Below are 10,680 nucleotides of genomic sequence, written 5' to 3'. Positions count from 1 at the left end.
TCCGGTGTCCTCGTTACCATGATTGGTGAAGCGGTATTGCAAGATCGACTCATCAACTTACTAACAAAATTAAGGGTATCTGGTTACACAATCATTCCAGCGCAGGGTGCAGGCAGTCATGGGAGACGTATGGGAGATATGGCTGGCTATAACACCAATATTGAAATCAAAACGATCGTTACCCCGGAAATATCCACTCAACTATTTGAAGACCTGAAACCCCTACAATCCAATCATGCTTTAATTGCGTTTCGGCAAACTGTAGATGGTTTGTTTGATTAAACTGTTCCCATATTCAATGTATTTCGAGTTTGATTTTTTGGGTGATGCCAATTCTTTCTGCAAGACCGATCGACTCGATTAACTGCTCATAATCAACACCCACTAACCTTTGGGTTTCGGATGGGTGCTTTTCTATATATTCTCTCACTTGACTCATTTCAGTAAGGTAAAACTCCATTTTATCTTATTCGCTCGCAGTTGAGTTTATATGTTGGGGATATCTATTGTAAAAATTACTTGGAGCAGCTAGCTAAAATAAATAGCATAAGCGATTGCCTATTAGCTGAAATTTCATTTATTTGTGTCAAAATATATTAATTTTGTGGTAGCACGATGTCAAATCAACACCCCTTTTTTCTCCCTAGCGATGTAGGAATGGACTACACCCACTTGCGAGATTTACTGGCTGCACTAAAGTGGAGAGAGGCTGATGAGGAAACAAGGCTCCTGATGCTAAAAACAGTTAATCGAGAAAAACAAAGAAACCTCAATCGCGATTCCATACAGAAATTCCCATGTACAGACCTATGCACTATCGATCGCCTTTGGGTAAAATACAGTAACGGTCACTTCGGTTTCAGCGTCCAGAAACAAATCTGGCTCGAACTTGGTGGCCAAGTAAACTATTATACGGAAGCTCAGCTAGGCGATCGCGTAGGCTGGAGGGAGATGAGAAACTGGCTCAACTACTCCGATCTTACTTTCAGCCTCAATGCCCCTGCTGGACATCTCCCCTGGTTAGGTAGATTGGGTGGATGGCTTGGGGCATTTGGAGTATGGTCTGGTTGTTATATCGCCCAAAAATCTGCCGCGTGCAATCTCTAGGGTAAATAATATTTAATTTGGTATAGCAGCAGGCAGTCGGAAGAAGTCAAGACAATCAATGATTTGAGCATGGTTTGAGCAATTAAGAATGGCTTAATTGCCGATTCGGTTGCTATATCCGTTTCAACAGTAGCTACATTCCCACTTCTTCGAGTAATAACAAAACCTACCTGCTCAAAGCAGATAAGTTTTATGGTTTTGGTAAATAAGTTAGTTATATAAGCTCAATATTGATTTATGCTGCTTTCATTATGCCAATCCATAAAGATGAGTTTGCTACCTCAAGAGGCCGATCTTTCTGTTCCTCAAAAGGTAGAGATTGGATAGCATTTACGATCGGCTCTCTTTAGTTGATTAATATAACAGATGTCATTATACAAGCTGTGCGCGATCGCGCTCGCACCGGCTTGCACGAAAGTTAAACCAAAGGGTGCCTCCTACGCAAAATAATACATCATCAACTATCCTCGGTTCGATCGCATATCGCCGACGATGCTTTCTGCTGTTCCCGTCGCCGCCTCATCCACTCCCGTTTGTAAGCTTTTCTCGCCTCAGATGATTCGTGTTTGGCTCTAGCCTTAGCCAAAGCCTCTTGACCTTTCGAGCTTTTCTGGTATTTAGCTACCGCCAGAGCTTGAGTTTCTTTCCCTTTGGGAGTTTTCTTATAGCGCTGCTGTTTGGATTCTTCTTGTGATGCCATTACAATCGTTAACCTCATTACTTCCAGCCTATCTGGAGGTGGACAATATAGCTACTCTTTGTGTACGATATAGATACCGAGAGAAAACAAAAGCCCCATATTTGCAAAGGGGCGATCGTAACTTATTCATCTCTAATCATGACATCCTCCAACAAGCTTGCTTACTATTCGACAGATCCGTCGCAATTAAACCTTTTAGAACTGCCGCTGGTTGCGCCGTCACAACCAAACGACCCGCAGCAGCCAGTTGAACTGAGGGACTACCAGAAACAAGTAAGAAGCGAAGTTTACCAATTTTTCAGACTAGGTAAAAAATCCTGCTTAGTTTATGCCCCAACCGGAGCGGGAAAAACAGTTATCAGCGCCCAAATCATCGCCGATGCAGTCGGGAAAGGTCGCCGGGTTTTATTTTGTTGCCATCGTCAGAAACTCATTCGGCAGACACAGCAGACCTTGTTGAAAAGCTTTGGAATCGAATCAGGAATTATCTGGGCTGACCATGCAACCGACTACGATAAACCAGTTCAGATTTGCATGATTCAGACTATCCAAAATCGCCAATTACCAGAAGATATCGGACTGGTAATTTTTGATGAGTGCCATTCCAGCATCTACTATAAAATCTGCTGGAACATCATGCTCAAATATAGTGGCGGAATATTTGCGCTATCTCCCTGCTATTTTATTGGGTTAACAGCAACCCCCTGGCGCACCAAACTCAAAGAAGGATTCTGCCATTTTTTTGACTGCATCGTTCGCGCACCAGACCCTTTTGAACTGGTAAGGTTGGGGTACTTAGCTAGACCCAGATTATTCGGATATGGCGGATTAATTGATTTCAGTCAACTGGAAACCAACAGCAGTAGCGGCGACTATACCGAAGCCTCGTTGCAGAAAGTTTGCAACGAGGAATATAACGCCGAAGTCGTTGCCAAATTTCTAGAAATTTGTCCCCAAAAAAAGACGATCGCATTCTGCGCCGGAGTGAAACAAGCCGAAAATTTAGCATACCAATTTAACGAACTTGGAATTAAATCCGCAGTAGTCGTCGGCGATACTCCCGAATTTGAAAGAGAATTAATTTTTCACCAGTTCGCCAAAGGTGAAATTCAGTTAATTAGCAGCGTTGGCTGTCTGTGCGAAGGCTTTGACGAGCCATCGGTTGAAGCTGCCATCATTGCACGTCCTACGAGATCGAAATCGCTTTTAATCCAGATGTGCGGACGTGCTTTGCGCCTCAACCCCGGTAAAAACGATGCTTTCTTGCTCGACTTTGGCGAATGCTTTAAGCGCTGCGTAGACCCCCGAAAGAAATTGCCAATTGGGTTATGTCCAAGCGAAAAGCCGATCGAATTCTCCCAACTCAAAGAATGCCTCTCTTGCCATGCGATGATTCCAATATTCTCCCGCATCTGCCCAGAATGCGGACATGAATTTATCGGGGATAAGTGGGATGAACCCGAAGAAGACGATATGCCGCAGTTCGGCGAGTTGCTTACCGAAGAAGAAGAGAAACAATTGAAATATATTCGCCAGCAGATGAAAACAGCCTATACCAGAGGGCGTAATCCCGCACGAGTAACCAAACTTTTTCACGATAAGTTTGGCTATTTCGCTCCCGACGAATGGTTTGTAGGTGCAATCTTCGGCATGAAAAATCCAAGAAGCAATCAACAGATTTATCGAAATTATTTGCAACTGATTCGACCGGAGGCACCGCAAAGCTGGTTTGATTATATGCTCAAGTTAGAGTTTGGAATCCCCAAAAAGAAATACCAGACTCAGGGCGGAAGGACTTATACTGCACCCCCGCTGGATAATAAGTTCCGTTATTGGTATGAAATTTTGGGCGTGGCAGAGCTGGCATCTTGGGATGAAATCAAATCTGCATATCGGGATTTAGCTAAAAGATATCATCCCGATAGGTGTGGTGATGAAGCGGCGGCGGAAATAATGAAATTAATTAACCATGCTTTCGATGTCGCCAAAGAAGCACGAAGGTAAAAGATGGATACAGAACAAATGCGCGAAGCTTTAACATCTCCTGAAACCGAATTGTATTTTTCCCTTCGGTCACACTTTCCCCAGGAATTAATCGAGGCAGAAGTAGCTTTGCTCGAACCTGAATACCAGAAACGGTTTAAGGAAAAAGAAAGCCTCTGGGCGCTGCGCGATGATAAGAGAAAGAAAATTAGACTCGACTTGAATAACGATGGGAATTTAGAATGGTTTATTGTCGTAGGCCCCGGAAAATTGATTTATGCCAATCGACCCAGAAGCCCGATTATAATCAATGGGGTTGACATCGGCTGTGATGTTTTAGTTCAAGTGGAAAGTTATCCCGAAGCAGTTCCGTAGTGCCATAGCGCGAATAATTAACAAAATGACACATCTAAATTCTCAAGAAGCTATTTATGCACGACTTAAATACACCTACACTTTGTTTGAAAATATTAGGCACAAATTTAATGGTGCTGCTATTGAACGAGGAGGGTACGAACGAACAGGTGTTACTTCTATGTACGTTCGTAAATTTGGTGAAAAAGCTTATGCGTTTTTAGGTGATGCTAAAAAATGTACTGTAGAGTCTTCATTTACCGAAGAACAAGAGCCGTATATCAATGAAACTCTCAGCTCGTTAACAGCCTTTATTGTCGGCCAAAAGGCTAAGTGTTCGTTGGCAGAGCGAGTTATTTACTATTACGTTCATAGGACTGCACCTTACTTCATTCTAGCTATATTGAAAAGTACGGAAGAAATGCTAAATGAATACCTGCAAGCCAAACCGGAAGATTCTGCAATTTTGGATGCTATTTTTCGCGTGGCAGGCGGTGAAGGATTCCGTGACTTAATACGAATTTATAGCCCGCGTCTTATTGATGCAGTTTTAGCCAATAAAAAAGTGTCGCAGCCTAACACTTTAGCTTTTGTGGATATTCACGATCGCTATTGTAAAGATGACTCAGGAAAAACCATTTTAGCTAAGTATGAAGTGTGGTGTCCCGGACGCACGCTAGCGAGGGCATATCTCAATCAATGTCAGATAGCCGCACAGGAGTTAGTTGATAAACACGACGTTTCTTTTGCAGCAAGTATAGAAGAATTTCAGGTATTTCCTTATGAGCTTAGTATTTACATGAAACAGTTCGTGCAAAGTCTCGTTTCTCCCTTGCTTCAAAGATATGGAATTTCTTGAATTGAATTAATAGTTTTGACTAGACAATCAGCTAAAAAATTTCATGTACAATATTTCATTGACAGTTGTTACATGATTATTCAACATCGTTAGAGTCGCCGCGATCGCTCTTATGGGTAGGGTACATTGGCACGAGGATTATAGCTTACGCAAGCTTCTGGTGGCAGCAAGAGCGCTTATCGTATTTACTCCTACTCTCCGAGACTAAAGATTGTTTTTTGTATAATTCATAACATGGTTTTATTTGTGCGTACAATTGACATGGCTTGCTCCTGAATAGCGACTAAAATGAGTAGGTACGGATGTGCATAAAATTCCTCCAAAAACAAGAATTATTTGCAATAATGTCTACGAAAGAAGCTCGAAAGTAGGAATAAATAGGGAACAACAGGAATAAATAGGAAATACTAGGAAAAGGTAGGTAAAAAATGCACAAAATTACCTACTCTTTTTAGGTGCTTTTTTTGGCTTAGCGTCGCTATAAGCAGTCAGTTGGCACTGTTGTAGTAAATAGTGTGACAAGTCAGTGACATAAATCGATGGAAAATTTTCCATTAGGGCTTGTGCGATCGCCCTCAGATCCCCTACCCCCTCTACTCAACTAAGCCATTTTCAGTTCTCTCGGTTTCGATTCAGTCGCAGGCGACGGTGCTGGGCCAACTATAACGAATAGGGACAGTGTTACTCCTGATATACAAAGGATGGCGTGGATGTCCTGGCTTTGTAATGCCCAGGCAGTCAATTTCTTGTTGATGAAAAAGCAGGTTCAGGACAGTTTGATTTCGATTGAGTAAGCCGCCCCAGTTGCCCCAAGCTACAATAACTTTAGTGGCAAAAAGACTTGCTTGGTAACAATAGCGGTCATTTTCTTTTCCAATAGGATTAGGAGCATGACGGAGGTCTATTGGGGTGGTTGTTCTGTATGCAAAGAGATTGACTACCTCAAGAGAACCGTACCCCCAAAATTGAGCAAAGCGAATACATCTGCGAATTGTTGGGTCGTCTGTTGTAGCGTCAGCTGTGCTGGGATTGAGCATGACGAAACAGACTCTTGGCGCGTTGGCATCCCATTCCCGCCAAAGTGAATAGCGGTAAGTACCAGTCGCATCTATTATTGCGCCCATTCTCATGCTGCTAGTGTCCTTGCATAGTAACAAGAGAGTGTTGTAACAGCAGAGTGCGTTGTTAGCTCCAGTTGGGCATATGGATAGCCGTACTTCAGCAGCAGCTTCAGCGTCCTCCGCAACCATACCTACACAGTCTCTTTTACAGTTCAATTAATCTTCACATAAAGAGGTATCGTCAGTACAAGTTCACGCGCTTACACTGAAAAATTTTTCATCTTCTTGTGGTCAAAGCGATTCAATAGACTGATAAAAGTTTCACTTTCCCGCTACAGACTGTCTACCAGGGCTAGCTCAGACTCAAACCCCATCGCTTGCAGTTCGCTAATGATATCAGCCCCTAATTGGATTTTGATTTTATAAATGTCACAAGCAGCTAACTCGACTTAACACTTGATGACAGCTACCGTAACACTGAGCCTAATCGGTAGATTGTCCCTTTTTCTTGCTCTCTCTTCTGCTTCTATAGTCAATTTGAATCAGTTCGACTTATTTATTTTTCGGATAGAACTGCGGGCGAGGCTAATAAGAATGCGTATTCTTGACGTGAACAATAAAGCTATTGCAGTGGCGTTTTTATATTAAATGGGGCAATAGCCCCATCTTAAGCTGTTATCCTTAAGGCGATTTTTTTGTCAAATAACAAGATATTCACCAACAAAAACCCCAGCGTCGAGGCTGGGGAGGAGCTTGAGGAAATTTTGTTAGAGTTCGAGACAATCGCCACTTAAAAAGTGTGCTTACATCACCACGGATAACTGCTCCACAATCTTGACTCGTCCCTTACAAGCAGCACGTAGCAGTCGGTCGATAACACTGCGTTCTTCATCGCCAAGCGATTCATCTAAAAGTGCTGCCATCAATCCGTAGCGGTCGGCCAAGGTTAAAGTTCCAGAGGTAGTGGCTTGTACGAATAATTCAGAAAGAGCGGTGGGGAGAAGGTTTACTTGCAGCATCGCGGTCACTCGAACTCTATATCTTTAATATCGAGCAAGTTTTCCATATTATTAGTGATTGAATTAGTTGAGAAAAAGTGATTGTTTGGGGGATTTTTTGTGAGAAAAAGCGAGTTAACTTTGTGACCCAAATAAAATTGGTAGTGTGAGCGGTATCACAAGAGCAGTAGTGGAACGCAATTAATTACGCTTGCATCTGGGCTAAAAGTATTGCCCAGTAAAGAATCCGTATGTAATTAATTCTGTCGGATTATTTAGCTTCTCTATCTGAATATCCTGCCGACTGATTCAGAAAAGCTTGAATATGGTTAAATGAATTTAATGGCTAATCAAATCCTGATAATGAACTCCGTCGAACTTTTCACGGGAGCCGGGGGGTTGGCGATCGGTATATCAAATGCAGGCTTTCGTCATCAAGCAGCGATCGAACGCGACAAAGATGCCTGCTTTACAATTCTCTCCAATCAGCAGCGCGGTATCCAGGCCGTAGCTGACTGGCCTGTTTTTCAAGCCGATGTGTCTCAATTCGATTTTACGACACTCAAAATTAAAGGTGAAATCGACCTCCTAGCCGGAGGGCCACCGTGTCAGCCTTTCTCTGTGGGAGGCAAACACCAGGGGTGGGATGACAAGCGAGATATGTTTCCCCAGTTCTTCCGGGCTGTCCGAGAACTGAAGCCAAAAGCTATCTTGGTCGAGAACGTGAAAGGTCTATTGCGTTCTTCTTTCAGCAAGTATTTCGAGTACATTATCCTGCAACTGACTTACCCGGAAATCGTGCCAAAGCCAGGTGAGGATTGGGTAGACCATTTATCGAGATTAGAACGACACCATACTGTCGGTCGCCACGATGGACTGTCCTACCGCGTAGTATTTCGCACGCTTAATGCAGCAGACTATGGCATTCCCCAAAAGCGCGATCGCGTTTTCATTGTAGGATTCCGCTCCGACTTGGGTGTAGAGTGGTCTTTAAGCGCCCCAACTCATTCCCAGGAGGCAATGCTTTGGCAGCAATGGGTGACGGGTGATTACTGGGAACGGCATCGAGTACCCCACTCCGAGCGACCCCTAGTGCCGAGCAAGCAATACTCAAGTATCTCCAATCTCCAGTCCTGCTTGTTCCCACCCCTGACAAAACCCTGGCGCACGGTGCGTGATGCCATTTGGGATTTACCAGTTTCGGGCAGTGAGGAAGGCTCTAGCTCGGTACTGAACCACGTTTTCATACCGGGGGCTAGAAAGTACCCCGGTCACACTGGTAGTCCCCTAGATGAACCCGCCAAAACTCTGAAAGCGGGAGTGCATGGTGTTCCGGGCGGGGAAAATATGCTGGCTTTCCACACCGGGGAGGTGCGTTATTTCACGGTGCGGGAAGCTGCCCGGTTGCAAACTTTCCCGGATGAATACTTTTTTCCTCACTGTTGGACGCAAACGATGCGGCAGTTGGGAAATGCCGTTCCGGTTGCTTTGGCTGAAGCGATCGCGAATAGTATCAGAACGCATCTATCAAAATTGCCGAACACTGTCAACGAATAAAAGAGAAATTGGGCTGTACTTGAGGGATTGTTGCATAGACTAGCGTGAGGTGAAAGCCATGATGATAAGAAATGAACGAGAATATCGTAACACCCTATATTGGTTGGAAAGATTTGAGCGCTCGATAGCTGAATTGGATAATAACGAAAGCTTGAGAGCAGATTTTAAGCGGTGGAAACTCCAGAGGGATTCATACCAGAGCCAAGTTGAGGATCTAAAGGAACAAATTAAGGAATATGAAACCCTCACCAACCACGATTCTCAAACTCCAATAGTGCTAACGCTCGATGAGTTTAACAACTTACCGCAGCTTCTAATTAAATCTCGTATGGCAGCTAAACTCAGCCAAAAAGAGCTTGCAGAATTAGCTGGGCTGACTGAAGAAGAAATTCAGCGATATGAAGATAAAGACTATGAAGATGCCAGTTTTCTTAATGTAATGGCAGTGGTTGATGCGCTGGATATTAAAATCCAATCTGGTGAGTTTTTGATTCCTTTGGATACTCTCAGAAGAACGCCAATTACTAAGGAAGAGTTACTGTCTAAATCCTGGCAGAAAGTTAGTTAAAAGCTTTCCATTGATATCCGCGCTCTCTGCCCCAGTTGAGCCAAGCTTGTGCCATTTGCTTTATTCTGCCGCGTTGTTCTGGTTGGATGGTATTTGCACCAGTGATGGCTCTTAGTGCCTCGAACCAATGATTTGGCCTAATTTCGAGTTCTCTTAGCAGCAATGGAATTACCGCAGGCCCCATTTCTATAATCTGTTGATAGGCAGGATGGTTGTATTTTTCAACAACGAATGAGCAGCCTGCAACTTCTAATTCCCACTCGGAAGCAAGGGCTTCAAATTTTTGAACGATCGACTGTTCTTTTTTCATTTTCAAAGTTATTTAAACTTACCCATTTGGCCGATTCTCTGCTAGCAATCGCCGCCGTTCGGCTAGACGTTCATCGCTGTTTAACTGAAGCAAATTCACAGTCGTGCGTCCCTCTGGGGTCAAGCCCACAATCGTTACTTCCTCAAGCCGAAAATGTTCGTTCCATTGCTGTGTACGCGGGTTGAAAAGAAAACTGAAAGCCCCTGTCTGTGGGTCGAACGAACCGAGGTCAGTACCTTTGTGGCGATTGCACCGCCAGCAAGCGAGGGCCAGATTATCGGCATCGGTGGCACCGCCGTGTTTTTCTGCGATCGCGTGGTCAACTTCGTGGGGAAAGAAAGCTACGCCCGCCGGAAGTAGGCAATACTCGCATCTATAATTGGCTCGTTCTTCAACTGTGCGGCGCAGTGCAGCTGGAATGTAGGTCATGCTGACGCCCTGGTAAGATTTGGCAGGTTGCCAGCTTTGAGCATGATGACCAGATGTTCGATCCGCTCGTACTCATCCAGTTCCAGACGTTCTGCGGCGGTAAGTTCGCCAGCGCGTTCCCGTGCCAGCAGGGTACGCAGGCGTTCCTGCATCTCCGGTGTGGGGCCAAAGGCGGCAATTTGTTCCTCTGTGGGGTTACTGGCCAGAAAGTTGAGAATGTAGCGGTAGATGTGGGCTGGCAGTGCAGGTTGTTGAAGGCTGAGGGCAAGTAACTCAGGGAGGCGATCTCCCACTTGTGCCAGTTGGTCGGAGAGTTCTTCCGGGATTTCAAGGGTGATTTTTGGCACGGCGCGACACTCGCTCTTACAGACATTCTGAGCATCATTGTAACCGGGAAGCCAATTGAAATGTGGCGAGTCAGAGGCGGATAATCAAACTGTGTTACGGTGTGAGGTAATGATTCCAGAATTTGATGAAAATGGCTATCTGCCACCAGGGATACATTGGGCGACATGGGAGGAATTCGTAGATAGATTTAGTACCACATCGCGTCGGTCACGCCTGATAAAGGGACTAAAAATGGCAATGGAACAATTAAAAGAAGCAGGCTGTGAAACTATCTACATTGATGGAAGTTTTATCACCAACAAGTTAAAACCCGGTGACTTTGATGTTTGTTGGGATGCCAACGGGGTTGATATTAATTATTTACAATCTATTGCCCCAGTTTTGTATAACTCCCAGCGAACTGCCA

Annotated in this window: 14 protein-coding genes and 1 pseudogene; 8 read left to right on the top strand and 7 right to left on the bottom strand. The window is 44.4% G+C overall.

From position 1 onward, the window contains the following. A partial coding sequence (locus H6S82_RS06940) for a hypothetical protein (RefSeq protein WP_191056107.1) occupies nucleotides 1-282 on the top strand: 282 nt, incomplete at its 5' end. Nucleotides 283-295: 13 nt separating this feature from the next. On the opposite strand, the gene H6S82_RS06935 is transcribed toward H6S82_RS06940, so the two are convergent. Beyond that, nucleotides 296-460 carry a hypothetical protein gene (locus H6S82_RS06935; protein ID WP_190474959.1) on the bottom strand — a complete coding sequence of 55 codons (165 nt, stop codon included), beginning with the start codon at nucleotides 458-460 and terminating at the stop codon, nucleotides 296-298. Between the two features lie 155 nt (nucleotides 461-615). Here H6S82_RS06935 and H6S82_RS06930 point away from each other — a divergent pair, with 155 nt between their 5' ends. Beyond that, complete coding sequence (locus tag H6S82_RS06930) at nucleotides 616-1,107, top strand: GUN4 domain-containing protein (protein ID WP_190474961.1); 492 nt, start codon at nucleotides 616-618, stop codon at nucleotides 1,105-1,107. Between the two features lie 457 nt (nucleotides 1,108-1,564). On the opposite strand, the gene H6S82_RS06925 is transcribed toward H6S82_RS06930, so the two are convergent. Further along, nucleotides 1,565-1,807, bottom strand: coding sequence for a hypothetical protein (locus H6S82_RS06925; protein ID WP_190474962.1), 243 nt, complete (start codon nucleotides 1,805-1,807; stop codon nucleotides 1,565-1,567). A 138-nt stretch (nucleotides 1,808-1,945) separates the two neighbouring features. Here H6S82_RS06925 and H6S82_RS33895 point away from each other — a divergent pair, with 138 nt between their 5' ends. From H6S82_RS33895 to H6S82_RS06910, 3 genes are read left to right on the top strand one after another with little or no spacing between them, the layout of a single operon-like run. Next, nucleotides 1,946-3,811 carry a DEAD/DEAH box helicase family protein gene (locus H6S82_RS33895; RefSeq protein ID WP_190474963.1) on the top strand — a complete coding sequence of 622 codons (1,866 nt, stop codon included), beginning with the start codon at nucleotides 1,946-1,948 and terminating at the stop codon, nucleotides 3,809-3,811. Nucleotides 3,812-3,814: 3 nt separating this feature from the next. Beyond that, nucleotides 3,815-4,165, top strand: coding sequence for a hypothetical protein (locus H6S82_RS06915; RefSeq protein WP_190474965.1), 351 nt, complete (start codon nucleotides 3,815-3,817; stop codon nucleotides 4,163-4,165). A gap of 25 nt (nucleotides 4,166-4,190) precedes the next feature. Further along, nucleotides 4,191-5,003 carry a hypothetical protein gene (locus tag H6S82_RS06910; RefSeq protein ID WP_190474967.1) on the top strand — a complete coding sequence of 271 codons (813 nt, stop codon included), beginning with the start codon at nucleotides 4,191-4,193 and terminating at the stop codon, nucleotides 5,001-5,003. Between the two features lie 632 nt (nucleotides 5,004-5,635). On the opposite strand, the gene H6S82_RS06905 is transcribed toward H6S82_RS06910, so the two are convergent. Next, complete coding sequence (locus tag H6S82_RS06905; RefSeq protein ID WP_242056845.1) at nucleotides 5,636-6,127, bottom strand: DUF1643 domain-containing protein; 492 nt, start codon at nucleotides 6,125-6,127, stop codon at nucleotides 5,636-5,638. Between the two features lie 740 nt (nucleotides 6,128-6,867). Continuing rightward, nucleotides 6,868-7,083 (bottom strand): hypothetical protein, encoded by a 216-nt coding sequence (locus H6S82_RS06900; RefSeq protein WP_190474969.1) that lies wholly within the window; start codon nucleotides 7,081-7,083, stop codon nucleotides 6,868-6,870. A 342-nt stretch (nucleotides 7,084-7,425) separates the two neighbouring features. Here H6S82_RS06900 and H6S82_RS06895 point away from each other — a divergent pair, with 342 nt between their 5' ends. Both H6S82_RS06895 and H6S82_RS06890 read left to right on the top strand, forming a co-directional pair. Continuing rightward, nucleotides 7,426-8,619, top strand: coding sequence for a DNA cytosine methyltransferase (locus H6S82_RS06895; RefSeq protein WP_242056844.1), 1,194 nt, complete (start codon nucleotides 7,426-7,428; stop codon nucleotides 8,617-8,619). A 58-nt stretch (nucleotides 8,620-8,677) separates the two neighbouring features. Next, nucleotides 8,678-9,187, top strand: a complete 510-nt coding sequence (locus H6S82_RS06890) for a helix-turn-helix transcriptional regulator (RefSeq protein ID WP_242056843.1) — start codon at nucleotides 8,678-8,680, stop codon at nucleotides 9,185-9,187. Here the strand turns inward: H6S82_RS06890 and H6S82_RS06885 are convergent. From H6S82_RS06885 to H6S82_RS06875, 3 genes are read right to left on the bottom strand one after another with little or no spacing between them, the layout of a single operon-like run. Continuing rightward, nucleotides 9,180-9,497, bottom strand: a complete 318-nt coding sequence (locus tag H6S82_RS06885; protein WP_190474973.1) for a hypothetical protein — start codon at nucleotides 9,495-9,497, stop codon at nucleotides 9,180-9,182. The genes H6S82_RS06890 and H6S82_RS06885 overlap by 8 nt on opposite strands. An 18-nt stretch (nucleotides 9,498-9,515) precedes the next feature. Then, entirely contained in the window at nucleotides 9,516-9,926 is a 411-nt protein-coding gene (locus H6S82_RS06880; RefSeq protein WP_190474975.1) for an HNH endonuclease signature motif containing protein, read from the bottom strand. Next, complete coding sequence (locus H6S82_RS06875) at nucleotides 9,923-10,273, bottom strand: hypothetical protein (RefSeq protein ID WP_190474977.1); 351 nt, start codon at nucleotides 10,271-10,273, stop codon at nucleotides 9,923-9,925. The genes H6S82_RS06880 and H6S82_RS06875 overlap by 4 nt, the downstream gene beginning before the upstream one ends. A 109-nt stretch (nucleotides 10,274-10,382) precedes the next feature. Between H6S82_RS06875 and H6S82_RS06870 the strand changes: the two are divergent. Next, a pseudogene (locus H6S82_RS06870) lies at nucleotides 10,383-10,680 on the top strand (hypothetical protein); the annotation flags it as partial.

Origin of the sequence: Planktothrix sp. FACHB-1355, assembly GCF_014748295.1 — a bacterium.
Lineage (GTDB): Bacteria > Cyanobacteriota > Cyanobacteriia > Cyanobacteriales > Aerosakkonemataceae > Aerosakkonema > Aerosakkonema funiforme_A.
The sequence above is the reverse complement of the archived record's forward strand: the minus strand, read 5'-3'. Positions and strand labels throughout refer to the sequence as shown.

What these genes read in the sequence shown, in the direction of transcription:
- H6S82_RS33895 (WP_190474963.1), top strand. Translation starts at nt 1,946, where the DNA reads ATGACATCCTCCAACAAGCTTGCTTACTATTCGACAGATCCGTCGCAA.
- H6S82_RS06885 (WP_190474973.1), bottom strand. Translation starts at nt 9,497, where the DNA reads ATGAAAAAAGAACAGTCGATCGTTCAAAAATTTGAAGCCCTTGCTTCC.
- H6S82_RS06915 (WP_190474965.1), top strand. Translation starts at nt 3,815, where the DNA reads ATGGATACAGAACAAATGCGCGAAGCTTTAACATCTCCTGAAACCGAA.
- H6S82_RS06895 (WP_242056844.1), top strand. Translation starts at nt 7,426, where the DNA reads ATGAACTCCGTCGAACTTTTCACGGGAGCCGGGGGGTTGGCGATCGGT.
- H6S82_RS06910 (WP_190474967.1), top strand. Translation starts at nt 4,191, where the DNA reads ATGACACATCTAAATTCTCAAGAAGCTATTTATGCACGACTTAAATAC.
- H6S82_RS06890 (WP_242056843.1), top strand. Translation starts at nt 8,678, where the DNA reads ATGATGATAAGAAATGAACGAGAATATCGTAACACCCTATATTGGTTG.
- H6S82_RS06880 (WP_190474975.1), bottom strand. Translation starts at nt 9,926, where the DNA reads ATGACCTACATTCCAGCTGCACTGCGCCGCACAGTTGAAGAACGAGCC.
- H6S82_RS06935 (WP_190474959.1), bottom strand. Translation starts at nt 460, where the DNA reads ATGGAGTTTTACCTTACTGAAATGAGTCAAGTGAGAGAATATATAGAA.
- H6S82_RS06925 (WP_190474962.1), bottom strand. Translation starts at nt 1,807, where the DNA reads ATGGCATCACAAGAAGAATCCAAACAGCAGCGCTATAAGAAAACTCCC.
- H6S82_RS06930 (WP_190474961.1), top strand. Translation starts at nt 616, where the DNA reads ATGTCAAATCAACACCCCTTTTTTCTCCCTAGCGATGTAGGAATGGAC.
- H6S82_RS06900 (WP_190474969.1), bottom strand. Translation starts at nt 7,083, where the DNA reads ATGCTGCAAGTAAACCTTCTCCCCACCGCTCTTTCTGAATTATTCGTA.
- H6S82_RS06905 (WP_242056845.1), bottom strand. Translation starts at nt 6,127, where the DNA reads ATGGGCGCAATAATAGATGCGACTGGTACTTACCGCTATTCACTTTGG.